This window comes from Pasteurella sp. P03HT (genome assembly GCF_054052285.1).
On sequence record NZ_JBSIUM010000005.1, the window covers coordinates 133,693 to 158,592 of the forward strand.

The window sequence follows — 24,900 nt, forward strand, 5'->3', positions numbered from 1 at the left end:
AATGCAAAAAAATAAAACTCCATATTTTGATAATAATTTGATGTCTTCTAGTCAAATTGTTAACAGCGAGTGAAAAACTTTCTTTATGCGTTGTTTTACATACAAATTTACATACAAAAGAGGTAATAAGTCATGCGTTTAATTCCATTACACAATGCTGAACAAGTCGCAAAATGGTCTGCCCGTTATATCGTTGATCGCATTAATCACTTTCAGCCTACAGAAGACCGCCCGTTTGTATTAGGTCTACCAACAGGTGGGACACCATTAAAAACTTACCAAGAATTAATTGCGTTAAATAAAGCGGGTGAAGTGAGCTTTAAACATGTGGTGACATTTAATATGGATGAGTATGTTGGGCTACCAAAAGAGCATCCAGAAAGTTATCACGCATTTATGTATAGAAACTTTTTCGATCATATTGATATTCAAGAAAAAAATATCAATATTTTAGATGGCAATACCGACGATCATGAAGCAGAGTGTCAACGCTATGAGGACAAAATTAAGTCTTACGGTAAGATTCATCTCTTTATGGGAGGAGTGGGAGTAGATGGACATATTGCGTTTAACGAACCTGCCTCATCGCTTTCTTCTCGCACTCGTATAAAAACGCTTACACAAGACACCCTCATCGCAAATTCACGCTTTTTTGATAATGATGTGAATAACGTCCCAAAATATTCTTTAACTATCGGCGTTGGCACATTACTGGATGCTGAAGAAGTGATGATTTTAGTCACGGGGTATAACAAAGCGCTGGCACTACAAGCTGCAGTGGAAGGGAGCATTAATCATTTATGGACAGTGAGTGCACTGCAAATGCACCGTAAAGCAATCATTGTTTGTGATGAACCTTCAACACAAGAACTCAAAGTGAAAACAGTGAAGTATTTCACAGAATTAGAAGCCCGTGCCATTAATAGTGTGAAATAAGGAGAACAACAATGTATGCGTTAATTAATGCGGTTATTTATACTGCACAAGACGTAATCTATGGTAAAGCTGTTGTCGTAGATGGTGATAAAATTCATGCCATTGTACCTGTTGAACAATTACCAAAAGATATGAAAACCATTGATTTACAAGGAAATAATCTCACCGCGGGATTTATTGATCTACAATTAAATGGCTGTGGTGGCGTGATGTTTAATGAAGAAATTAACGTCAGAACCTTAGAAATCATGCAAGAAACCAACTTAAAATCAGGTACGACAAGCTATTTACCAACGTTTATTACCTCGCCAGACGAAGGGATGAAAGAGGCGGTCAAGGTGATGCGTGATTATTTGACCAAATATCAAAATCAAGCCTTAGGTTTACACCTTGAAGGACCCTATTTAAGCGTCGAGAAAAAAGGGGTACACCGCGAAGAATATATTCGTGCAATCAGCCCCGAGATGAAAGCATTCTTATGCGATAATGCTGATGTGATCACGAAACTCACGCTCGCGGCGGAAAACCCAACCGCACAGTATATTCCTGACTTTGTTGAAAAAGGGATTATTGTGTCATTAGGTCACTCTAACGCAACCTATGATGTTGCTAAAGCCGCGATTGAAAAAGGCGCGAGCTTTGCTACTCATCTACATAATGCTATGTCACCAATCAGTTCAGGACGTGCGATGGGCGTAGTGGGGGCTGTGTTAGATTCAGATATCTATACTGGCATCATCATTGATGGTTTACATGTTGATTACGGCAACATCCGTATTGATAAACGTATTAAAGGTAAAAAATTGTGTATTGTAACGGATGCAACGGCGGCAGCAGGGGCAAATATTGAGTCTTTTGTCTTTGTCGGCAAAACGGTTTATGTCCGTGATGGTAAGTGCTACGATGCCAATGGAACATTAGGCGGTTCTGCAGTGACTATGATTGAATCAGTTAAAAATGCCGTGCAAGAAGTCGGGATTCCGCTTGATGAAACCTTACGTATGTGTAACTACTACCCAGCCAAAGCAATTGGCGTAGACGATCGTTTAGGTTCAATTGAAGTGGGTAAAGTCGCAAACTTAACCGCTTTTACACATGATTTTAAGGTCATCGGTACGGCAGTAAATGGTGAGTGGAAAGCCAACTAAGCAAGATAAAATAAAAAATAGCGTGAGGGTTCACGCTATTTTTTTCGCTAAAATGTGAACAAAATAGACCGCACTTATAGCACAATTGTTTTGTTTTTATACACAAAAATGCGATCATGCAGTGCGAGATCTAAAGCACGGCTTAATACCGTTTTTTCCACATCGCGACCAGCACGCATCATCGCTTCTGCATTATAAGTGTGATCAACATTGATCACATTTTGCATAATGATCGGACCTTGATCTAATTCATTATTAATGAAATGTGCTGTCGCACCAATAATTTTCACCCCACGTTCATAAGCTTGATGATAAGGTTTTGCGCCAATAAATGCAGGTAAGAATGAGTGGTGAATATTAATGACGCGATTTGGATAACGTCCGACGAATTCAGGGTTTAATACACGCATATATTTTGCTAAAACAATATAATCTGGTGCATAGTCATCAATTTTTTCCGCTAAACGCTGATCGTGTTCTACACGTGTTAATTTTTCGTGACTAATATGATGGAAAGGAATATCAAAGCGTTCCACCAAGGTTCTTAATGTATCATGATTACCAATGACAGCAGCAATTTCCACATCTAAGCCGCCGTAATAGTTTTTCATTAAAATATCGCCTAAACAATGTGCTTCTTTGGTGACTAAAATAACGATACGTTTACGTTTTGTACTAATTAATCGGCAATTGGTGCCTTCTGGCAAACTAAATTTCAGATCGGCAAGCAACATCTCTTCATTAAAAATCCCCTGTAATTCAGTACGCATAAAGAAATGTTTGGTTTCAAAATCAACGAATTCATTATTATGAATAATATTCAGTTGGTGTTTATAACAAATATTTGTGATTTTAGCGATTAAGCCTTTATCATCAGGGCAATCAGTTAATAATATTTTATTTTCAATCATAGTGTTCACAATGTATTTAAAGTGATAAAAAAATAAAAACCCATTAAGGAATGGGTTTTAAGATACGAGGGAAAAATTAAATTTCGAATGAACTGAGTGATTTTCCTGTATCTAATGCCTTTTGAATCATTTTTGGCGTTCTGCCTTGACCAGTCCAGGTTTTTACTTCGCCATTTTCATCAGTATATTGATATTTGGCTGGGCGAGGTTCTCTTTTTTTGCGTTGAACAGGCGACTCTTGACCGAGTAATATTGCGAGTTCTGCTGCGGTGATTCCTTCTTGCTTTAATGATTCCTTCAATTTTGCAATTCTTGCTTGGCGCTCTGCTGCCTCACGTTCTGCTTTTTGTTCAGCTTCACGTTTTTCTTCAACGACAAGAGAGAACTTTTGTAGGGCGATTTCAAGTTGTTCTAAATTCGTTTCACGTGCTAATACACGCAGACGACGAACATTGCTTAACGTTTTTAATAAATCATTCATACTTGTTCCTCTATATCATATAAAAAGTAGGTGGTATAAAAAAATATCACCTAACGATAAGAATCATATAGTAAATACTATTCTAGGTAAATGCCCTGTATATAGAATATTTTAAAACCAATTTTTTCATCCTAAAAAGTCTATAAATAAGTCGAAAATATTCTTGAGGCGATCTTGGCAAGTGTCATTTTTTATTGTAGTCTTATTCACATCCTACTTATGTAGAGGTGCGATCACTATAAGTATTTTTTCTGAGTGGATAACGATGAGGAAAAAGGAAAGGAGTGACCGCCGAAATCAATTAAGAGTCATTTTAATTGGTTGGTGGCGTCTTCGAAAGGAACGTCATTGTCATAGTCTTTATTAAACTATGGAGCGCTACTGGTTAGGTTAGGTCTTAATTATATTTACCTGCCTTTTAGATCATCTCTATACTCACTCAGTGGTTATCCCTTTATTATAAGGTAAAAAAATTATGGAACTTATTGATTATTCGACGTCCGTTTGGTCTGTTGTGCCGCCTATTTTGGCATTGCTCTTAGCCATTGTGACTCGTCGTGTTATTTTATCATTGAGCATCGGGATTATTTTTGGTTCATTAATGTTGGCAGATTTTAATTTCGCTAACACATTTCTTTATTTAAAAAATAATGTCACCTCCTTGGCGTACAGTGAGGGGGAATTGAATTCAAACAATATTAATATCGTCTTATTCTTATTTTTACTTGGCGTATTAACCGCATTATTAACCGTTTCTGGGAGCAACCGTGCGTTTGCTGAATGGGCACAAAAACGTATTAAAGGTAGACGAGGTGCAAAATTATTAGCCGCGTCTCTAGTGTTTGTCACTTTTATTGATGATTATTTCCACAGTTTAGCGGTCGGTGCGATTGCCAGTCCTGTCACAGATAAATTTAAAGTTTCTCGCGCAAAACTCGCTTATATTCTTGACTCAACGGCTGCGCCAATGTGTGTGTTAATGCCCGTATCTAGCTGGGGAGCCTACATTATTACCTTGATCGCAGGCTTATTGGCGACATACTCCATTACAGAATACTCGCCAATTGGTGCATTTATGACCATGAGCGCAATGAACTTTTATGCGATTTTCTCTATTTTAATGGTATTTTTTGTATCTTATTACGCCTTTGATATCGGCTCCATGGCACGCCATGAGAAAGAGGCATTAGAATGTCCTGAGACTGTTGAAGAAGAACAAACAGGTGTACAGGGACATGTACGTAATTTAATTTTACCAATTGCTGTTCTGATCTTAGCCACAGTTGGCATGATGATGTACACAGGCTATGAAGCACTGGCAGCAGACGGCAAACCCTTTGATGTACTAGGTGCCTTTGAAAATACGACGGTTGGAATTTCGCTAGTTGTTGGCGGTATCAGTGCAGTTATGGTTTCTACACTTTGCATCATTTTAGACCGCCAAGTTAACATGAGCGAATATGTAACAGCGTGGGGGGTTGGGATTAAATCTATGTTAGGCGCCGTGTTAATTTTATTGTTTGCTTGGACAATCAATAATGTTGTTGGTGATGTGAAAACAGGGGTGTATTTATCTTCATTAGTCTCTGATAATTTACCTGTTGCGATTTTACCTGCCTTACTTTTCATTTTGACAGCGGTCATGGCGTTCTCAACGGGAACCAGTTGGGGAACATTCGGTATCATGTTACCGATTGCGGCGGCGATTGCGGCGAATGCGGCTCCAGAATTAATGTTGCCTTGTCTCTCTGCAGTGATGGCGGGGGCAGTATGCGGAGACCACTGTTCACCAATATCAGATACGACCATCTTATCTTCAACAGGTGCAAAATGTAATCATATTGATCATGTGACGACACAGTTACCTTATGCAATCTTAATCGCTTTCGCATCATTTGTTGGCTATTTAGTACTTGGCTTCACCCAATCTGGCGTATTAGGCTTTGTTACAACGGGTGGGTTATTAGCTGTATTAGTGCTGATTTTTAAACGCAATTAAAATGTGATAACGATCACAAATAATACAAAATACAAAATTTTTTCTTATTTTACAAAATGCGGCAATTGCCGCATTTTTTATTTGTTTTCTATTCATTTCTTTATTTAATGCCAATTTATTCTTCTTTATTAGTTTTAAATTCTGTTTAAAGGTGATATTTGGCACATTTTGGCGTGTAAAAAAACATAGACAAAAATTGTACTTTTCAGTAAAACATATCTCATGTAAGTGCTTAATAGAATGACTACAGCATCAGACAAACGATAAAAGCATGTCATAACAGGCAGCTAATTTGAGAGGTGAAAATGAAAAAGTTATCAGGCGCAGAAATGGTAGTGCAATCCTTGAGGGATGAAGGGGTTGAATTTTTGTTCGGCTATCCAGGCGGATCCGTCTTAGATATTTATGATGCCATACATACGTTAGGGGGGATTGAACATATTTTAGTGCGTCATGAGCAAGCCGCAGTGCATATGGCAGATGGATACGCCAGAGCGACAGGAAAAGTAGGTTGTGTTTTAGTCACATCTGGTCCTGGTGCAACGAATACCATTACAGGAATTGCCACGGCCTATATGGATTCCATTCCGATGGTCGTGTTATCTGGACAAGTGATGTCGGGCTTAATTGGTAGCGATGCCTTCCAAGAATGCGATATGGTGGGGATTTCTCGTCCTGTCGTAAAACACAGCTTTTTGGTTAAATCTGCCGAGGAAATCCCAGAAACAATTAAAAAAGCATTCTACATTGCATCAACAGGGCGTCCAGGACCGGTGGTGATCGACTTGCCTAAAGATGTCGTGAATCCTGCGAATAAATTTACTTACCACTATCCCGAAAAAGTTGAGTTGCGTTCTTATAACCCGACTACACAGGGACACAAAGGACAAATTAAAAAAGCCTTGAAAGCGCTTTTAGTGGCGAAAAAACCCGTACTCTTTGTTGGCGGTGGGGCTGTAACAGCAAATTGCAGTGACAAATTGACGCAATTTGCGCGTGCATTACATTTACCTGTGACATCCTCATTAATGGGCTTAGGGGCTTACCCAAGTTCAGATAAACAATTTTTAGGGATGTTAGGTATGCACGGAACCTATGAAGCCAATAATGCAATGCATCACAGTGATCTCATCTTAGGGATTGGCGTGCGTTTTGATGACCGTACAACGAATAACTTGGCAAAATATTGCCCAAATGCCAATGTCATTCATATTGATATTGATCCGACTTCTATTTCAAAAAATGTCCAAGCTACGATTCCAATCGTCGGAAGTGCAGAAAATGTGTTAAATGAATTTTTAGCTTTGCTGGAAGAAGAGGGATTAGTCAAATCTCAAACCTCACTTGAAGAGTGGTGGCAACAAATTGAAGCATGGAAAGCCGTGAAATGCTTGTCTTTTGACCGAAATAGTACCGTGATTAAACCGCAGCAAGTGATGGAAGTGGTATATCGCTTAACGCGAGGTGAGGCGTATGTTGCATCCGATGTAGGACAACATCAAATGTTTGCCGCATTACATTATCCTTTTAATCAGCCTCGCCGTTGGATTAATTCTGGTGGGTTAGGTACGATGGGATTTGGCTTGCCAGCCGCCTTAGGCGTGAAATTAGCTTATCCTGATGCAACAGTAGTATGTGTAACGGGGGATGGCAGTATTCAAATGAATATTCAAGAATTATCAACGGCACAGCAATACGAGATTCCAATTGTAATTATTAGTTTAAATAACCGTTTTTTAGGCATGGTAAAACAATGGCAAGATTTAATTTATTCTGGTCGTCATTCTCAATCTTATATGAACTCATTGCCTGATTTTGTGAAATTAGCCGAAGCTTATGGACATGTCGGGATTCAAATTAATACGCCAGATGAATTAGAAGAAAAATTAACCTATGCTTTCTCATTAAAAGAGCGGTTGGTTTTTGTCGATATTAATGTGGATGCCACTGAGCATGTTTACCCAATGCAAGTACGAGGCGGTGCGATGAATGAAATGATTTTAACTAAACCGGAGAATAACCATGCGTAGAATTTTATCTGTTTTATTAGAAAATGAATCCGGTGCATTATCACGTGTCGTCGGCTTATTTTCTCAACGTGCTTTTAATATTGAAAGTTTGACCGTAGCACCAACAGACGATCCCACGTTGTCACGTATGACGATTGAAGCTTACGGCGATGAACAAGTTCTGGAACAAATTGAGAAACAACTGCATAAACTTGTGGATGTGTTTAAAGTGATTAGTTTAAGCGATTGTGATCATGTTGAGCGAGAAGTGTTATTGATAAAAGTGAGAGCACAGGGGGCGTCTCGTGATGAACTAAAACGCCTCGCCGATATTTATCGTGGACAAATTGTTGATGTCACGACGAAATCATATACGATTCAACTCACGGGAACCAAAGATAAATTGGATGCGTTTATTCAAGCAGTCAAAGATGAAACCAGCATCATTGAAATCGTACGCTCTGGATTGATCAGTTTGTCTCGTGGAGAAAAAAACTGTTTATAACAATCGGTCTGTAACGATAACGTGCGCTGGATATCTGATAAATTTCGGCGCACTTTTTTATTTTGTTAAGCGGATCAAAAATAATCAGTTTGTTTTTTGTGATTTTAAAAAATTAACGATATAATTTTTCCCCAACGAAACATTAATTCTTTTACGGACTTCTTTTATTTTTCGTTCATTTTATCGAGCAAATTAAAGCTTATCAGGAAAGTGTTTGGCATTTTAAGGAGTAAATGTGAAATTAGATGAGCTTGCCAGATTGGCTGGCGTTTCGCGCACGACAGCCAGTTATGTGGTCAATGGAAAAGCCAAAACGTACCGCGTCAGTGACAAAACCATCCAAAGAGTGGAAGAGCTGATTAAAAAATACGATTTTAAACCGAATGCAATGGCAGCAGGTCTTCGGGCAGGCAAAAGCCATACTATCGGATTAATTGTGCCTGATTTTGAAAATATCAGCTATGCCAAAATTGCTCGCCGCTTAGAAGCAGGATTTCGTGAAAAAGGCTATCAACTTTTAATTGCCTGCTCAAATGATAATGCAGAGACAGAAATCAGTTGTGCAAAACATTTATTTCAACGCCAAATTGACGCGCTCATTGTCTCTACTGCGTTACCACCAGACACCGACTTTTATCAACGAATGGCAACCATTCCTGTCGTGGGGTTTGATCGCCCATTAAACTTGAACGAAGACCGTTTATTAACAGATGATGAAGGTGATGCGTATCGTTTAGCACAGCGTTTAATTGAACAACATGGACATAAACGCACCTTATTTCTGAGTGCACTGCCTGATTTTTATATCAGCCATAAGCGAGAGAAAGGCTTTCGCGCAGCCTGTGAACCCGCGTTAACCGATGTCACTTACTTATATGCCACGCAATTTGATAAAGCAGCAAGTGCCGAGGTATTTGCACAATGGTTAGAGCATAATCCCTTGCCAGAAGTAATGTTTGTGACATCATTGACTTTATTACAAGGCATATTTCAAGTTTTAATTGAACGTTATCATGGTATTCCAGAACAACTTGTTATTGCGACTTTCGGACACCATGAAATGTTAGATTTATTAGAAAATAAAGTCATTTGCTGTGTACAAAATCATGACCACATTGCGCAAGCACTCTTAGCGCGTGTTTTGGCTAAAGTCATGTCTAAACCGAAATTGACAGCAGCACAGGAACAAGTCATGGTAAGGCAGATTATTGAAACCTAGACTGAGCGCTAAGGAGTGTCCTTTTTGCTGTCCAACTCGACGATAGGAACCGTGACGGGGGGAGGAAGCGGTTCGGGCTCTCCTAAAAAGTGCGGTTCTTTTTCCATTAATAAATCAACAATGGCAACAATACGCGCAAAGAATTCCCGAAAGCGAACAAAATAATGCCCATGTGGGTATTCTGCCGCAAAGCAAATCGCATCAATATCGTAATATTGAGCAATAAACAAAGCACGTTCACAGTGAAATTTTTGCGTAATAATCGTAAACGAATGCGCATTAAACACCTGTTTTGCTCTGATCACCGAATCTAAAGTCCGAAACCCAGCAAAATCCATATACATAAATTCTTGTGGCAGCCCCATTTTACGTAAATCTTTAAACATACTGCGTGGCTCATTATATTGATGGGTACGGTTGTCGCCACTTAACAGTAAATAATCCACTTTATGTGCAGAAAAAGCCTCATAAGCAGACAGTAAACGATTATGATAAAAAAGATTAAGGGTATTTTTGTCAAAATATTTTGATGTACCTAACACCAGACCATAAGGTCGATAAGGTAATGTGTTGACATCAGTATAAATATGTTTTTGCACAGAAAGACTGATGGCTTGATCAATCAGCAATAAGATCACCGCAAAAGAGGATAGGCTCATCACTACATAACGAATCAACCGTTTGCAAAAGGCAAGTTTGAAAAACGCAAAAATCCGAGTCATGTTGAAGCTATTATGATGAGATGAGAACTGAGCTTCACCATAATGAAAAAAGAGTTGAAGTGCAAGCTGAATTTTAGTAGATTTGTACGTAAAGACGTTTAGATGTCTATTTTTAATAATAAACCACGATAACAAGAATAAAAACAAAACAACACGGGCGGGTGGCATGGCAGCACAAACAGTACGACTTTTCACAGAAGACGCATTTGATCTCAATTTAGGTGGAAAACTGACGCATCTTGATATTGCCTATCAAACGTATGGACAATTAAATGCAGAGAAAAATAATGCTGTCTTAATTTGCCATGCTTTAACTGGCGATGCAGAGCCCTATTTTGCAGATGAATCACAAGCGGGATGGTGGCAAAGTTTTATGGGCGAAGGGTTAGCACTCGATACGTCCCGTTATTTTTTTATTTGTTCTAATGTACTCGGGGGCTGTAAAGGGACAACAGGTCCCGCTTCTCCCCACCCTGAAAATAACAAACCTTATGGCAGTCAATTTCCCAATATTGTAGTACAAGATATCGTGAAGCTACAAAAAGCGCTGCTTGATTTTCTTGAGATCCCTCATTTACATGCCGTGATCGGTGGCTCATTTGGTGGTATGCAGGCAACACAATGGGCAATTGATTATCCTGATTTTGTTGATAATGTCGTCAATTTATGTTCCTCATTACTGTTTAGTGCCGAAGCAATTGGTTTTAACCACGTGATGCGTCAAGCGGTGATGAATGATCCCAATTTCAATGGCGGTGACTATTATGAACATCAGCCACCAGAACAAGGACTGGCGATTGCTCGTATGTTAGGCATGCTCACGTATCGAACCGATTTACAATTAACCAAAGCATTTGGGCGCGCCATCAAGTCTGATGCACAATTTTGGGGTGACTATTTTCAAGTGGAATCTTACCTCAGTTATCAAGGAAAAAAATTTTTAGGGCGCTTTGATGCGAATAGCTATCTTCATCTCTTGCGAGCTTTAGATCTATACGATCCGAGTTTGAATTACGACAATATGCATACCGCACTTTCGCGCATTAAAGCACGCTATACACTGGTCGCAGTCGAAAATGATCAATTATTTAAGCTCGCAGAGTTACACAAAAGCAAAGCGTTATTGGAAGAATGTGGCGTCAATTTACACTATTACGAATGTTTATCAGATTATGGTCATGACGCATTTTTAGTGGATTACACCCTATTTGAACACAAAATTCGCGCAGGGCTAGCAGGAGATTAACGTGACGCAGTAGACACAATATTCATCTCATGTTGAGCAAATTGTGGATATAACTCGCTCAATTTTACCCCATTGGGCAGCGTTAAAGTCGGAGCAATTTCAAATAACGGGACAATCACAAACTCCCTATTTGTCATATCATAATGAGGCAATGTCAGGCGTGGGGTTTGCATCACCTCATTCTCATACAACAAGATATCCAAATCCAGTGTACGCTCACCCCAACGGCGTAATCGTACACGCCCTTGCGTTTGTTCAATCTGTTGTAAATGATCCAAAAGCGCGAGGGGAGAGAGGCAAGTATGTAAACAAGCCACCGCATTCACATAGTCGGGTTGATCTTGTGGACCGAGCGGCTTGCTTTGATAAAAGGAACTCACTTTCATGACTTGCGTTTCAGGGAGTGCATCTAATGCCTCTAATGCCGCTTGTAACTGAGCAACAGGCGTATTCAAATTACTTCCCAACGCAATATAAGTGATGTTCATCGATTGACCTCTTCATCATGCCAACGGTTTTGGTTTATGGCGTTTTCTGGCACGGTAATATTTTTTCTTCGGTTTAGGATGCAGGCGTTGTTGTTCTTGCACCAGAACATCACGTTGCTCCACATTACTAAATTGATATTCATGCCACCATGTTGCAAGCTCGATTGCTTCGCCCCCTTCAACTTCAGCGCGCATGACTAATAAATCAAATGCCGCACGGAATTTAGGATGTTCCATCGTACGAGTAGGATACTGACCAGTCCGTTTTAGAAGTTGTAATTGAAGGAACCAAATGTCTCGAATGACCGCAGTATGACGACGTGGTGCAGCGAGTGACTGACAAAAGAGATCCAATAACTCATTACTTGCTAAAGCATAGGCATCATGATTATTAAGTCCACCTTCATTTTTCAGTATTTCCACTTTCTCACGTAATGGATACCAGAAAAATGCCGCAAACAAAAAGGCAGGATTAATCCGTAATTTATCTGCTACTCGCTCATCAGTTGAGGTCAGGGCTTTTAAAATCATTCGCTCCGCAAAACTGTCGGCGTTATGCGTAAAATACGGCATTAATGCAGGGAAAAGTTGCTCAAATAAACCGTATTCGCGTAATAACTGATAAGTTTTCACGCCATATCCCGCCTGTAATAATTTTAAACTCTCATCAAATAAACGTGCTGGTGGAATATTTTTGAGTAAAGGAGCAAGTTGGCGAATTGGTTGTTCGCTTGGTTTTTCTAAGAACATATCCAACTTCGCCATAAAGCGAATCGAACGTAGCATACGCACAGGATCTTCTTGATAACGTGTAGCTGGATCACCAATTAAGCGGAGCTTACCTGCTTTTAAATCTTCAATCCCATTAAAGTAATCACGTAACGTATTGTCTTGTGGATTATAGTACAGCGCATTGACAGTAAAATCGCGGCGCGCAGCATCTTGTTCAAGGGTACCATACACATTATCGCGGAGTAACATCCCTTGCTCACTTTGTTTCGCATGATTTTCATTACGGCTTTCCGTATGATTCGCTCGAAACGTAGCGACTTCGATCACATCTCGCCCAAACATAATATGTGCTAAACGGAAACGGCGTCCCACTAAGCGACATTGACGTTGGAAAAGGGCTTGAATTTGTTCGGGTCTCGCATTTGTCGCCACATCAAAATCTTTTGGGTGTTTACCGAGTAATAAATCCCGCAAGCACCCCCCAACAATATAGGCTTCAAAACCTTGGCGGTGTAATTTCTCGACCACGCTTAACGCATTACGATTAATCATTCTTGGAGTAATGCCGTGTAACGAAGCCTTGATAATATGCTTATCGTAATGGTGCACAGATTTAGAGGTTTTTTCGGTAGGGGCACTGGGCTGAATAAAAGCGGAAGTAAGGCTTTTATCAGATGGCGAAGTGTCGGACTGTGTTTGGGTAGAATCTGTTTTTTCTCTTTCGGTTAAATAGGCTTTTGTTTTTTTATTAAACAGATTTTTAATGTACTTTAAAATAATAGACCTCATTAAACGATGTAGCTTTCCAGTTAAAAGTGCGGTAAAAATGACCGCACTTTAAGAGATTTTTTGTTATGTTAAGGTAAGCAGAAAAATCAACCAACCATTTGTTTTTCACGAATCTCAGCAAGCGTTTTACAATCAATGCAAAGATCGGCAGTTGGTCTTGCTTCTAAACGACGAATACCAATTTCAATTCCGCATGAATCACAATAGCCAAAGTCACCCGTTTCGAGCTTTTTCAAAGTATTTTCGATTTTTTTCATTAATTTTCTTTCACGATCACGAGTACGTAGCTCTAAACTAAACTCTTCTTCTTGTGTAGCACGATCAGCAGGATCAGGGAAGTTTGATGCCTCATCTTGCATATGGGCAACCGTACGACTGGCTTCTTCAACGATCTGATCACGCCAAGCTTGCAAAATTTTTCTGAAATGAAGCACTTGCGCCTCATTCATATATTCTTCGCCTACTTTTTCTTTATAAGGCTCAACACCAGCTAGGGCTAATATACTTAAAGAGGATTTAGACATTGGTTTATCTCCTAATAGAAAATCGTCCATTCATTTAACGGTTGAAATGACATCATTATTCACACGCATTGGCGTTGATTTTTTTAGTTTAAAATGACCGATAAAGGCGAGAGGCATTTTAAAAAGCGTTATAAATAGCAGAACTCATCTGAATTATCAAATGAATTTACCAGATATTACAAATTTTGCTGAAATAAATCTGATTTTTGCGATCTCGGTTACAAAATAATTTCAAGAAGTGAACAAAATACACATCAAGAGAACATCCTGCTTTTCTTTCTTTTTTAACACATAAAATTGGACAGAAAATGAGAGGTTCACTTGAGCGCATGGCACAATGTATGTTGATAAGTGCGCTATCATTATATTGGTTACCCGATGGGTTATTATTCACTTTGCCTGCAAGTTGTTTGACTATCGCCATAGTCAGTGTGCTATATCTTGCCAGCCAAACGTGCACAGCCTCATGGATAACCCATAGCTTACATATTCTACTATGCCTAATGATCTGTTTAGGTTACACCCATTATCAAGCACGACAGTTATTAGCACAGGCGGACGCTATCGTACACTTACCCAAAAAAATCCATACACGCTTTAAAATTGTTGAAGTGATTCATCAACACCCCATGCAAACCTACATTGCATCCGCCCAATTGGACGCAAACCAACCTGAGCAACGCCTTTATCTTCACGCTTCTTTACCTCAACCTTTGCAACGTGGCGAAGTTTGGCAAGGGGAATTGACCCTCAAACCACTAGCAGCACGCTTAAATGACGGCGGAATGGATAGACAACGATGGTATTTTGCCCAAAGAATCACCGCACGCGCCTCAGTGAAAAGAGCGGTAAAAATACAGCAAGCATTAACTTGGCGTGACCAATGGATTCAAACGGTTTCTAAACAGACTGACGGATTAACGTATCAAGGCTTGCTCATGGCGTTAGCCTTTGGAGAAAGAGCTGGACTAGCACAACCTCTCTTACAAATTTATCAAAAAACCAATACTGCTCATCTGCTTGCAATTTCAGGATTACATATCGGATTAGCCATGAGTTTAGGCTATGGGCTCATGCGCCTGCTACAACTTATCTTGCCATTACGCTGGATAACGCCCGGGTTACCACAAATGGCGGGCATCCTATTAGCCCTAAGCTATGCCTACCTCGCGGGCTTTTCGATTCCAACTACCCGCGCCTGTCTTGCGCTTTGTCTTGTGATCGCGTGTCGCATGAGTCGTTACCATTACACAGTCTGGCAATTATGGCAAATTGTCATCGCCACATTATTATTACTCGATCCTCTGAATGTCCTATCCCTCAGTTTCTGGTTGTCTGTCAGCGCAGTGACCATACTGATAATCTGGTACCAGATTTTCCCGCTAACATTAATACAATGGCGTGGCAACCCCCTTCAAGCAAGCCCTTGGCGTCGTGTCTACAGCTTGATTGCATTGCTCCATGCTCAACTGGGCTTATTGTGGCTTTTGACGCCAATCCAATTAGGGTTATTTACAGGACTGTCTATAGGTAGTGTCATGGCGAATCTTGTTGCGGTGCCTTTTTATACTGTCCTGCTCGTACCGATAATTTTATTTGCTGTCTTCAGCCAAGGCGCATTCGCATCTTGGCAGATAGCCGATAATTTAGTTCACGACATCACCTTATTTTTACGCATCTTACAACCGCTGTGGTGGTCACTCTCAGCACAACAAAGTGTGCTCATCAGTACGATATTCGCCCTGCTGTTACTCGCAGCAATCTGGTATGTATATCGTAGTAAACAACAAACACAACACACATTATTGCTTCCTGACACAATAAAAAAGCAAACGCGTGGTTTTCACCTTATCGCTAACCCAACGTTACCTCGCACGTTACAAATGAGCCTGTATTTTGGCTTAACTGGTTTCATCTTCATCAGTTGGCTCACCATTATTTACTCAAACCGTCACACATCAGATTGGCGCCTCACAACCTTAGATGTCGGGCAGGGGCTCTCGGTGCTGATTAGCAAGAACGGACGAGGAGTCTTATATGACACAGGTGCTGCTTGGCGTCACGGGAGCATGGCACAGTCAGAAATTTTGCCTTATTTACAGCGACAAGGAATCCAACTGGATTACCTCATCATCAGTCATGACGATAACGATCACGCAGGCGGTGCTAAAACCATCTTACAACACGCTCCCGATATCCATTTGATTACCGCATCCACTCAAAATTATGGCAAAAAAGACCGCACTTTCTGCCTCGCGGGTAAACAGTGGCAGTGGCAAGGGCTCACTTTTCGCGTATTAGCACCACAAAAGATCACCAAGCGAGCAAAAAATACCGACTCCTGCGTGCTCTTGCTTTCAGATGGAAAATATCACGTGTTATTAACAGGAGATGCCGACATCGCCAGCGAAAAACGCTTCGCTTCACAACTTAACAAAATTGATGTGCTACAAGTAGGACACCATGGCAGTAAAACCTCGACAGGACACCGCTTATTACGACAAACACACCCTGATATAGCCCTCATTTCTAGCGCACGTTGGAATCCATGGCACTTTCCCCATCCCACCGTCACCGCGCGTTTAGCCCATTACCACAGCCAAATTTATCACACCGCCGAAGCAGGACAAATCACCTTGACCTTCACCCCATCCCATATCCAAGTCCACACCGCGAGAACGGAATTTTCACCTTGGTATCGTAGATTAATTGGCTTAGAAACAAAATAAAGGTACAATGCCGCACATAAATTCATATCAAACAGAAAAGTTTATGCAAGATAAAGATCTTTCAACAATACAAACATTTAAGCGCTTATGGCCAACCATTCGCCCTTTCAAACTGGGGCTCATTGTTTCTGCGATTGCATTAGTCATTAACGCACTCGCCGATGCAGGATTGATTTCATTACTCAAACCTTTATTAGATGAAGGGTTTGGCAAAGCCGATACGTCTTTCCTACGTACCATGTCATATGTTGTTGTATTGGTTATCCTCTTGCGCGGTGTCAGTAACTTTGTGTCCTCTTACTGCTTGTCTTGGGTATCAGGAAAAGTCGTGATGACCATGCGTCGCCGTATTTTTAAACATCTGATGTTTATGCCAGTTCCTTTTTTTGATCAAAACTCCACAGGCAAATTATTATCACGTATCACTTACGACTCAGAAATGGTCGCCAACTCTTCTTCAGGCGCCCTAATCACCATCGTACGTGAAGGCGCTTACATCATTTCACTGTTTGTTGTCATGCTATATACCAGCTGGCAACTGTCTTTAGTGTTATTCCTGATCGGACCGATTATCGCCGTCCTCATTCGCCTCGTGTCTAAACGCTTTCGAGAGTTAAGCAAAAATATGCAAAACTCCATGGGGGAATTAACCACCGCGGCAGAACAAATGTTAAAAGGGCACAAAGTTGTGCTGTCTTTTGGCGGACAACACGTTGAAGAAGAACGCTTTAACCACGTCAGCAATGATATGCGTCGGAAAAGCATGAAAATGGCAGCCGCCGATGCCATCTCCAACCCAATCGTCCAAATTATCGCGTCTTTCGCCTTGGCAGCCGTGTTATATTTAGCAACCGTGCCGAGCATCATGGATCAAAACCTGAGTGCAGGCTCTTTCACTGTCGTGTTTTCTTCCATGTTAGCCATGATGAGACCACTCAAATCGTTAACCAATGTGAATGCACAATTCCAGAAAGGGATGGCGGCCTGTCAAACCTTATTTGCCTTATTGGATTTAGACACAGAAAAAGATTTAGGCACCTATAAAGGCGAAAAAGTACAAGGAAATCTAACCTTTAAAAATGTCACCTTTACCTATGAAGGTCGCAGCGAACCCGCCTTACGCCAAGTCTCGTTTGAGGTAGAAAAAGGCAAAACCGTCGCCTTAGTTGGTCGTTCTGGCTCTGGTAAATCGACCATTGCCAATTTAGTCACGCGTTTTTACGACCTTGACCAAGGGGAAATCTTGCTAGATGGCGTCAATATTCAAGATTACCGCTTATCCAGTTTACGTGAGAACTGTGCAGTGGTCTCACAACAAGTGCACTTATTCAATGACACAATTGCTAACAACATTGCTTACGCGGCAAAAGACAAATATACCCGCGAAGAAATAATGAAAGCCGCACAAGATGCCTACGCCATGGAGTTTATTGAAAAACTAGAACATGGATTGGATACCGTGATTGGAGAAAATGGCGTCAGCTTATCGGGAGGACAACGCCAACGTTTAGCGATTGCACGAGCATTACTACGCAATTCCCCAGTCTTAATTTTGGATGAAGCGACCTCCGCACTCGATACCGAATCGGAGCGCTCAATTCAGCTTGCCATAGAAAAATTACAAAAAGAGCGTACCGTCATTGTCATCGCACACCGCCTCTCAACGATTGAAAACGCCGACCAAATTTTAGTGATTGATCATGGCGAAATTAAAGAGCGGGGCACACATGCGGAATTATTGGCATTGAACGGTGCCTATAAACAGTTGCACACCATGCAATTTACGCACTAATTCATCAACGTTTATCAACAAAGAAAGAGGTCACAATGCACTTTTGGTATTCACGCTCATGGATCGCCTACTTGCTACTGCCTTTTTCTTGGCTATTTTGGCTGATCACCGTTTGCCGTCGTGCCTTGTTTAAACAAGGCATATTCAAGTCTTATCGAGCTCCTGTCCCAGTCATTATCGTCGGCAACTTATCTGTCGGCGGCAATGGGAAAACGCCCGTCGTCATTTGGCTAGTCGAACAGCTTAAACAACAAGGATTACGTGTCGGCGTCATCTCTCGTGGATATGGCAGCCAAGCGGACACTTATCCGCTGCGAGTCACCCCACAAACCGACACCCGTCAAGGCGGAGATGAACCCGTTCTCATCGCCAAACGAACTCAAGTACCCGTGTGTATTTCGCCCAATCGCCAACAAGCAATCGAATTGCTATTACAACACCAACCTTGCGATGTCATCATCAGTGATGATGGCTTGCAACATTATAAGCTACAACGTGATGCCGAAATTGTAGTAATGGATGCCGAACGAGGTATCGGTAACGGCTGGCTTTTGCCCGCAGGACCACTACGCGAACTGCCTGATCGTTTACAAAACGTAGATCTTGTGATCGGCAACGGAAAAGCCAACGACTACACTGACGTCGTCATGACGCTAACACCACATTACGCCATCAATTTAGTGACAGGCGAACAACGCGAATTAACCGCCTTCCAACACGTCACCGCCATAGCAGGCATTGGCAACCCACAACGTTTCTTTACAATGTTACAGGGGTTAGCTATCCAATTAAGTCACACGCACGCTTTTCAAGATCACCAAAAATTTGAACCGCACCAATTTGACCAATTTGATCCCAACCAACCGCTCTTAATGACTGAAAAAGATGCGGTAAAATGTATCGCATTTGCACAACCAAACTGGTGGTACGTCCCTGTTGAAGCACATATTGAAGGTGAAAAAGTGCGAGCGTTTTTAGCCAAATTTCATCCCCAACAACCGACGTCACCATAACGTCAAGTAAAGAAAAAGAGGAAACAATGGACGCCAAATTACTAGACATTATCGCTTGTCCAATTTGTCATGGACGTTTAACCTTAGATAAAGAGAAACAACAGCTCATCTGCAAAGTGGATCAGGTCGCCTATGCCATCAATCAAGGCATCCCCGTTTTATTAGCGGAACAAGCGATCCCCTTATCAAACAGCCAACAGGACAAATAATATGACCGCCTTTACTGTGATTATCCCAGCGCGTTACGCATCAACCCGCCTCCCAGGTAAACCACTTGCAGATATCGCAGGCAAACCGATGATTGCCCATGTCTTTGAACAAGCCAAACAATCAGGCGCGAGCCGCGTAATCATCGCAACCGATCATGTACAAGTTGCAGACGTCGCGCGCAATATCGGCGCAGAAGTGTGCATGACATCACCAAAACACAACTCTGGTACCGAACGACTTGCCGAAGTAGTGGAAAAATTAGCCATTCCTGATCAAGAAATTATCGTCAATATTCAAGGGGACGAACCACTGATCCCGCCATCAATTGTACGCCAAGTGGCAAACAACCTAGCAAAATACCAAGTCAAAATGGCGAGTTTAGCGGTCAAAATCCACGAACCAGAAGAGTTATTTAATCCCAACGCCGTCAAAGTCTTAACCGACAAAGACGGCTACGTATTGTATTTTTCTCGTGCCGTCATCCCATGGAATCGCGATCAATTCGCCACAATACATCAGAAAACACAAAGCGTCGCGCAACTAACCCTTTCAGATCACTATCTACGCCACATCGGAATTTATGCCTACCGAGCGGGCTTCATCAAACAATACGTACAATGGCAACCAACCGCCCTAGAGCAAATAGAAAGCTTAGAACAACTGCGCGTATTATGGTACGGCGAAAGAATCCACGTCGAGCTCGCTAACGAAGTGCCACCAGTGGGGGTAGACACCCCAGAAGATCTGGAAAAAGTGCGCGCAATTTTACAACAGCAATAAGACCACCTAGGCACCAGATCATGTTTGACGCGAAATCCTTTTTAGCCCATGTCCCGCATTCAGCGGGCGTCTACCGCATGTATGACGACAAAGATAACGTCATCTATGTGGGCAAAGCGAAAGATCTGAAAAAACGCTTATCCAGTTATTTTCGTGCCAACTTAACCAGCAAAAAGACCGAAGCCCTTGTAGCATCTATTGCACACATTGAAACCACGTTGACCTCTTCGGAAACCGAAGCCTTATTACTTGAACACAATTACATAAAAACCTACCAACCGCGCTACAACGTGTTACTACGGGATGACAAATCCTATCCCTATATTTTACTCACCGCAGAACGTCACCCTCGCATCACAGCATACCGAGGCAGTAAAAAAATCAAAGGCGAATATTTTGGACCCTATCCCCACGCCAGTGCCGTACGAGAAACCTTATCGTTACTACAAAAATTGTTTCCAATCCGCCAATGCGAAAATGCCGTGTACAACAACCGTTCTCGCCCTTGTTTACAATATCAAATTGGACGTTGTAGCGCGCCCTGTGTAGCAGGATACGTCACAGACCAAGATTACCAACAACAAGTGACCTTCGCCCGACTATTCCTACAAGGCAAAGATCAACAAGTGCTCGATCATCTGGTCAGCAAAATGGAACAAGCCAGTGCCGAACTCAATTTCGAGCTCGCGGCAAAAATTCGTGATCAAATCCAAGCCGTCCGCGCCGTCATCGAAAAACAATTCGTTGCCAATGAACGCCTAGACGACATCGATATCATCGCCATCGCGTATCAACTCGGTATCGCCTGCGTACAAGTATTATTTATTCGACAAGGAAAAATCCTAGGTAACCGCAGCTACTTCCCCAAAGTCCCAGCGAACACCGATTTAGCCGAATTAACCGCCACATTCGTAGGACAATTTTATCTCCAAGCACACCAAGGACGCAGCATCCCCAACAGCATCATCGTGGATCATAAATTAACAGAAAAAACCGAGCTAGAAACCTTATTAACGCAACAAGCAGGACGCAAAGTTCACATCCAAGATCACAGCGCAAAAGGGGAGAAGAGCAAATATCTCCAACTGGCACAAATGAACGCCAAATCAGCCCTCATCACCCAACTCAAACAAAGCAATCTGATTCAAGCGCGTTATCAAGAACTGCAAGCCTTACTCGGACTGTCCACCATTCAACGCATGGAATGTTTTGACATCAGTCATACCATGGGCGAACAAACCATCGCCTCTTGCGTCGTCTTTAACCAAGAGGGACCGCTAAAATCCGATTACCGCCGTTTTAATATCACAGGCATCACCCCAGGCGACGACTATGCTGCAATGGAACAAGCGCTACTCAAACGTTACGACAAACCCCTTGAACAAGACAAAATCCCCGACATCATCTTTATTGACGGCGGCAAAGGGCAGCTCAACCGCGCCCGCCAAGTTTTCCAACAACTAAACGTAAAATGGGATAAAAACAAACCGCACCTAATTGGTGTCGCAAAAGGGGTCGACAGAAAAGCAGGGCTAGAAACCTTAATTCTCAGCAAACAAGGCAAAACCTTACACCTACCGCCAGATAGCCTCGCGCTACATTTAATTCAACACATTCGTGATGAAAGCCATCACCATGCCATCAGCGGACACCGCAAAAAACGCCAACAAGCCTTCATCCAAAGTGGGCTCGAAACCATCAACGGCGTCGGTGCCAAACGCCGCCAAGCGCTACTAAAATATTTAGGTGGCATGCAAGGCGTGAAAAACGCAACACGAGACGAAATTGCTTCAGTGCCAGGGATCTCCCCAGCCCTTGCCGAGCGAATTTATGACGCATTACAACATTAATCCCCAACAATTTAGCCCAGAAAAGAAAATTCCATTTTCAAATAAAGCCAGATGTTCTAAAATGAACCAATTATAAAAACTGACCTAATTCGCCCTATGAAACTGAATATCCCGATCTTTCTCACGCTATTCCGAGTCATTTTGATTCCTTTTTTTGTCATTGCCTTTTATCTTCCATTTTCTTGGTCGCCTTTTCTCACCACATTCATCTTCTTCATCGCAGGTATCACCGACTGGTTCGATGGTTACCTCGCAAGAAAATGGAAACAAACCACCCGTTTTGGTGCCTTCCTCGACCCCGTGGCAGACAAAGTCATGGTCACTGTCGCACTGGCGTTAGTCGTAGAATATCACCACTCCTTCTGGATCACCTTACCCGCTGTCATCATGATCTCAAGAGAAATCATTATTTCCGCCCTGCGCGAATGGATGGCGGAAATTGGCGATCGCAATAAAGTCGCAGTGTCATGGTTAGGTAAAGTCAAAACGACCGCACAAATGCTCGCACTCGGCGGATTACTATGGCGCTATAACGTCGCGATGGAAATCGCCGCCATTATCTTGCTCTATATCGCCGCAATTTTAACCGTCTGGTCCATGTTACAATATCTAAAAGCAGCAAAAGGCAGCTTATTATCGGATATCAACCCATAACCTCACCCCGTTTAAATGAAAAAGCACGTCTTAACGTGCTTTTTTCATCGCCCAATTCCGCCACCGCACGACCAGAAAACCCCCATAAAATCAATCTTTTTGCCTATTCTGATTTGTTTTTAATCAATCGAATAACGCTTTTGCATTTTTTATTTGACTCCCGCAAAGAAATAAGTAAAATGCACATCGTTGTTTAGCGATATCGCCAAATAACAAAAAGCGGGAATAGCTCAGTTGGTAGAGCACAACCTTGCCAAGGTTGGGGTCGCGAGTTCGAGCCTCGTTTCCCGCTCCAAGCTTAACTTATCATAGCGATAAGCCCGAGTGGTGAAATCGGTAGACACAAGGGATTTAAAATCCCTCGCTTTTCGAAGCGTGCCAGTTCAAGTCTGGCCTCGGGCACCATTAAAACCCTACAAACAATATTTTGAGTCGCGCAAGCGGCTTTTTTTCTACCTAAAATTTACCCATACGCATTGATCAGAAGAGGATAAGAGAATAGTCACCACAACGGGTACAGTAAACGTGTATAGTAAAAGAAGAGAAATCCAATTGGTTATATGAAAATCACACCATACCGCTAACACGTTCCCCCTCCCAAACAATCCCCCCATCTCGCCAAAGCACATAATCCGTGAACCATACCTAAATCTAAACCTAAACCACTGAAGCGCGCAAGCCACCAAATCTTTCCACGAAAAATGACATCACTTAACGCCCTCTCATCATCCTCCCTCATAATTCTCTCTCATCACCTGACAACCTCGCCGTCTTTCCCTCCGTTAAAACCAAAAGAAGCAGGATCTTTCCGCCAATCAATCATCGCGCTCAGAATACAAACAAATCACCGTCTTTTTTATTATTCATTTCCACCGAATAAAATAAAAAAAGAAAGCAATATTTTTATTTATTTTAACTTGCAAATAAAATTTAAATAATATTCTAAAAATAAAATCCGTATAAAAAATAATTAATTTGATTTTAATTAAATCAAATTGAAATAAATGTATTCAAATTGATTTTAAAATAATCTCATTAGACCAGTTTAATTGCTTATTTTTTCTGTTTTTTTATTTTGAAAAAGCCACTAGAATCTCGCCCGATTTATTTAGTGATTAAAACGTCGCGCATTGGCAATTATGGATGATTGCTAAATAAACAACGCTCTCATAGGGAGATGAATTTTAATTTAACATTAAAAATAGGAGCATAAACATGTTGAACAAATTAACTACTCAAGCGTATATTTCAGCAACGGAATCATTTCGTCAATTTAAACAAGATCAACGCGGTGTGACCGCCATCGAATATGGCTTAATCGCGGTTGCAGTGGCGGTGTTGATTGTAGCGGTATTCTATAAAGATACTGGATTTATTAATACTCTTAAAGGAAAATTTAGTTCTTTAACGGATACGATTAAGGATGGTAAAGTAAATTTATCAATCAAGTAATAAATGATATCTAGTTGCTAGCTTACTAAAATAGTAAGCTAGCTCTTGAATAATAGATTTTATAATGGAATATTTAACTAGGTTTAGAAATTGCCAACAAGGTGTGACCACTATTGAATATGGATTAATTGCTTTTGTAATGGGCATATTGGTGGTGACAATTTTGTCAGGAGAGCAGAGTTTTATTTCAGCGTTACAAGCAAAATTTGAATTATTAACAGCAACCATTATTCGTGCAATAAATTATATTTAACACATCTTACTTTGAAATAATGAATGGACTGATTATTTTACTGCACCTTATCACAATATTATTCCTAATGGCTCTATCATGGACCGATATAAAAGCAAGAGTGATTAGCAATAAGATTGTGCTCGGTATGCTAATGGTGATAATTCCATTAGCCTGGATGAAACACGGACAAATTAACCTCTTTCCCGCCTTCATTGTGCTGGTCGTTGGGTTTTTCCTGTTTACTTTCCACCTCATCGGCGCAGGCGACGTCAAGCTAATCTCTGTGTTAGTTTTAGCGATCCCCACAGAGCAACTGCTGTATTTTTTCTTTTTTACGACATTTTCTGGACTGCTTTTAATTGTATTCGGCTGGCTTTTTTACCGCCAATCAATACGTCAAAACGGTCTACCTTATGGTGTCGCGATTAGCTTGGGTTTTCTCTTCAATCTCGTACTGTTTAGCTAACCTTCACAAC

Annotated in this window: 23 protein-coding genes, 2 tRNA genes and 1 riboswitch; of the genes, 19 read left to right on the top strand and 6 right to left on the bottom strand. The window is 41.3% G+C overall.

Annotation, left to right across the window (positions count from 1 at the left end):
• Positions 1-132 precede the first annotated feature (132 nt).
• Positions 133-936, top strand: coding sequence for a glucosamine-6-phosphate deaminase (gene nagB, locus ACWIT3_RS05715; protein WP_457161818.1), 804 nt, complete (start codon positions 133-135; stop codon positions 934-936).
• An 11-nt stretch (positions 937-947) separates the two neighbouring features.
• Positions 948-2,084 carry an N-acetylglucosamine-6-phosphate deacetylase gene (gene nagA / locus ACWIT3_RS05720; protein WP_457161819.1) on the top strand — a complete coding sequence of 379 codons (1,137 nt, stop codon included), beginning with the start codon at positions 948-950 and terminating at the stop codon, positions 2,082-2,084.
• 74 nt (positions 2,085-2,158) lie between these two features.
• On the opposite strand, the gene purU is transcribed toward nagA, so the two are convergent.
• Positions 2,159-2,995, bottom strand: coding sequence for a formyltetrahydrofolate deformylase (purU, locus tag ACWIT3_RS05725; RefSeq protein WP_457161820.1), 837 nt, complete (start codon positions 2,993-2,995; stop codon positions 2,159-2,161).
• Positions 2,996-3,071: 76 nt separating this feature from the next.
• Positions 3,072-3,476, bottom strand: a complete 405-nt coding sequence (locus tag ACWIT3_RS05730; protein WP_457161821.1) for an H-NS family histone-like protein — start codon at positions 3,474-3,476, stop codon at positions 3,072-3,074.
• A 214-nt stretch (positions 3,477-3,690) separates the two neighbouring features.
• Positions 3,691-3,865, top strand: a riboswitch (Lysine riboswitch).
• Between the two features lie 86 nt (positions 3,866-3,951).
• Here ACWIT3_RS05730 and ACWIT3_RS05735 point away from each other — a divergent pair.
• The 4 genes from ACWIT3_RS05735 to cra all read left to right on the top strand — a co-directional run bounded on the left by ACWIT3_RS05735 (position 3,952) and on the right by cra (position 9,208).
• On the top strand, positions 3,952-5,475 hold the full coding sequence (locus tag ACWIT3_RS05735; RefSeq protein WP_457161822.1) for a Na+/H+ antiporter NhaC family protein: 1,524 nt from the start codon (positions 3,952-3,954) through the stop codon (positions 5,473-5,475).
• Positions 5,476-5,780: 305 nt separating this feature from the next.
• Positions 5,781-7,505 (top strand): acetolactate synthase 3 large subunit, encoded by a 1,725-nt coding sequence (locus tag ACWIT3_RS05740; protein ID WP_457161823.1) that lies wholly within the window; start codon positions 5,781-5,783, stop codon positions 7,503-7,505.
• The gene (gene ilvN / locus ACWIT3_RS05745; protein ID WP_457161824.1) at positions 7,498-7,989 is read left to right on the top strand and encodes an acetolactate synthase small subunit; all 492 of its coding nucleotides are present in this window, start codon (positions 7,498-7,500) and stop codon (positions 7,987-7,989) included. Before ACWIT3_RS05740 ends, ilvN begins: the two co-directional genes overlap by 8 nt.
• A 235-nt stretch (positions 7,990-8,224) precedes the next feature.
• Positions 8,225-9,208, top strand: coding sequence for a catabolite repressor/activator (cra, locus tag ACWIT3_RS05750; RefSeq protein WP_457161825.1), 984 nt, complete (start codon positions 8,225-8,227; stop codon positions 9,206-9,208).
• A gap of 8 nt (positions 9,209-9,216) precedes the next feature.
• Here cra and ACWIT3_RS05755 read toward each other — a convergent pair whose 3' ends face one another.
• Positions 9,217-9,930 carry a SanA/YdcF family protein gene (locus ACWIT3_RS05755; protein WP_457161826.1) on the bottom strand — a complete coding sequence of 238 codons (714 nt, stop codon included), beginning with the start codon at positions 9,928-9,930 and terminating at the stop codon, positions 9,217-9,219.
• 166 nt (positions 9,931-10,096) lie between these two features.
• On the opposite strand from ACWIT3_RS05755, the gene metX reads away from it, so the two are divergent.
• Positions 10,097-11,176 (top strand): homoserine O-acetyltransferase MetX, encoded by a 1,080-nt coding sequence (gene metX / locus ACWIT3_RS05760; protein WP_457161827.1) that lies wholly within the window; start codon positions 10,097-10,099, stop codon positions 11,174-11,176.
• Here the strand turns inward: metX and folK are convergent.
• The 3 genes from folK to dksA all read right to left on the bottom strand — a co-directional run bounded on the left by folK (position 11,173) and on the right by dksA (position 13,709).
• Positions 11,173-11,664 carry a 2-amino-4-hydroxy-6-hydroxymethyldihydropteridine diphosphokinase gene (gene folK / locus ACWIT3_RS05765; protein ID WP_457161828.1) on the bottom strand — a complete coding sequence of 164 codons (492 nt, stop codon included), beginning with the start codon at positions 11,662-11,664 and terminating at the stop codon, positions 11,173-11,175. The two genes, metX and folK, sit on opposite strands and share 4 nt — an antisense overlap.
• A gap of 15 nt (positions 11,665-11,679) precedes the next feature.
• Positions 11,680-13,185: a polynucleotide adenylyltransferase PcnB gene (pcnB, locus tag ACWIT3_RS05770; RefSeq protein ID WP_457161829.1), complete on the bottom strand. Its 1,506-nt coding sequence runs from the start codon at positions 13,183-13,185 to the stop codon at positions 11,680-11,682.
• A gap of 86 nt (positions 13,186-13,271) precedes the next feature.
• Positions 13,272-13,709 carry an RNA polymerase-binding protein DksA gene (gene dksA, locus ACWIT3_RS05775; RefSeq protein ID WP_046338648.1) on the bottom strand — a complete coding sequence of 146 codons (438 nt, stop codon included), beginning with the start codon at positions 13,707-13,709 and terminating at the stop codon, positions 13,272-13,274.
• Between the two features lie 308 nt (positions 13,710-14,017).
• Between dksA and ACWIT3_RS05780 the strand changes: the two genes are divergently transcribed.
• From ACWIT3_RS05780 to ACWIT3_RS05835, 12 genes are all read left to right on the top strand, one after another.
• On the top strand, positions 14,018-16,438 hold the full coding sequence (locus ACWIT3_RS05780; RefSeq protein WP_457161830.1) for a DNA internalization-related competence protein ComEC/Rec2: 2,421 nt from the start codon (positions 14,018-14,020) through the stop codon (positions 16,436-16,438).
• A 43-nt stretch (positions 16,439-16,481) separates the two neighbouring features.
• Positions 16,482-18,230 carry a lipid A ABC transporter ATP-binding protein/permease MsbA gene (gene msbA / locus ACWIT3_RS05785; RefSeq protein WP_046338646.1) on the top strand — a complete coding sequence of 583 codons (1,749 nt, stop codon included), beginning with the start codon at positions 16,482-16,484 and terminating at the stop codon, positions 18,228-18,230.
• Between the two features lie 35 nt (positions 18,231-18,265).
• Entirely contained in the window at positions 18,266-19,243 is a 978-nt protein-coding gene (gene lpxK, locus ACWIT3_RS05790; RefSeq protein WP_457161831.1) for a tetraacyldisaccharide 4'-kinase, read from the top strand.
• Positions 19,244-19,269: 26 nt separating this feature from the next.
• Positions 19,270-19,452, top strand: coding sequence for a Trm112 family protein (locus ACWIT3_RS05795; protein ID WP_046338644.1), 183 nt, complete (start codon positions 19,270-19,272; stop codon positions 19,450-19,452).
• A 1-nt stretch (position 19,453) separates the two neighbouring features.
• Positions 19,454-20,233: a 3-deoxy-manno-octulosonate cytidylyltransferase gene (gene kdsB, locus ACWIT3_RS05800; protein WP_457161832.1), complete on the top strand. Its 780-nt coding sequence runs from the start codon at positions 19,454-19,456 to the stop codon at positions 20,231-20,233.
• Between the two features lie 20 nt (positions 20,234-20,253).
• On the top strand, positions 20,254-22,083 hold the full coding sequence (gene uvrC / locus ACWIT3_RS05805; RefSeq protein ID WP_046338642.1) for an excinuclease ABC subunit UvrC: 1,830 nt from the start codon (positions 20,254-20,256) through the stop codon (positions 22,081-22,083).
• 96 nt (positions 22,084-22,179) lie between these two features.
• On the top strand, positions 22,180-22,737 hold the full coding sequence (gene pgsA / locus ACWIT3_RS05810; RefSeq protein WP_046338641.1) for a CDP-diacylglycerol--glycerol-3-phosphate 3-phosphatidyltransferase: 558 nt from the start codon (positions 22,180-22,182) through the stop codon (positions 22,735-22,737).
• 219 nt (positions 22,738-22,956) lie between these two features.
• Positions 22,957-23,032 (top strand) — tRNA-Gly (locus ACWIT3_RS05815).
• A 23-nt stretch (positions 23,033-23,055) separates the two neighbouring features.
• Positions 23,056-23,142: transfer RNA gene (locus ACWIT3_RS05820), tRNA-Leu, on the top strand.
• 810 nt (positions 23,143-23,952) lie between these two features.
• The gene (locus tag ACWIT3_RS05825; RefSeq protein ID WP_457161833.1) at positions 23,953-24,189 is read left to right on the top strand and encodes a Flp family type IVb pilin; all 237 of its coding nucleotides are present in this window, start codon (positions 23,953-23,955) and stop codon (positions 24,187-24,189) included.
• A gap of 64 nt (positions 24,190-24,253) precedes the next feature.
• The gene (locus ACWIT3_RS05830; protein WP_457161834.1) at positions 24,254-24,442 is read left to right on the top strand and encodes a Flp family type IVb pilin; all 189 of its coding nucleotides are present in this window, start codon (positions 24,254-24,256) and stop codon (positions 24,440-24,442) included.
• Positions 24,443-24,461: 19 nt separating this feature from the next.
• Positions 24,462-24,890, top strand: coding sequence for an A24 family peptidase (locus ACWIT3_RS05835; protein ID WP_457161835.1), 429 nt, complete (start codon positions 24,462-24,464; stop codon positions 24,888-24,890).
• Positions 24,891-24,900: the final 10 nt, after the last annotated feature.